The sequence below is a fragment of the Escherichia sp. MOD1-EC6475 genome (genome assembly GCF_003046645.1).
In the GTDB taxonomy this organism is placed as follows: domain Bacteria; phylum Pseudomonadota; class Gammaproteobacteria; order Enterobacterales; family Enterobacteriaceae; genus Escherichia; species Escherichia ruysiae.
The window spans coordinates 1-479 of sequence record NZ_PZKQ01000097.1 but is presented as its reverse complement, the minus strand read 5'-3'; the positions used below and the strand labels follow the sequence as shown (position 1 = coordinate 479).

Below are 479 nucleotides of genomic sequence, written 5' to 3'. Positions count from 1 at the left end.
CTTGTCTTCCTGAAACGACTCCCTATAATGCGCCTCCATCGACACGGCGGATGTGAATCACTTCACACAAACAGCCGGTTCGGTTGAAGAGAAAAATCCTGAAATTCAGGGTTGACTCTGAAAGAGGAAAGCGTAATATACGCCACCTCGCGACAGTGAGCTGAAAGCCGCGTCGCGACTGCTCTTTAACAATTTATCAGACAATCTGTGTGGGCACTCGAAGATACGGATTCTTAACGTCCTCGGACGATAAATGAATACCAAGTCTCAAGAGTGAACACGTAATTCATTACGAAGTTTAATTCTTTGAGCGTCAAACTTTTAAATTGAAGAGTTTGATCATGGCTCAGATTGAACGCTGGCGGCAGGCCTAACACATGCAAGTCGAACGGTAACAGGAAGCAGCTTGCTGCTTTGCTGACGAGTGGCGGACGGGTGAGTAATGTCTGGGAAACTGCCTGATGGAGGGGGATAACTAC

1 rRNA gene is annotated in these 479 nt (G+C 47.2%); it reads left to right on the top strand.

Annotated features, from left to right (window positions below):
• Positions 1-323: 323 nt before the first annotated feature.
• Positions 324-479 (top strand): 16S ribosomal RNA (locus tag A7589_RS22220); the annotation flags it as partial.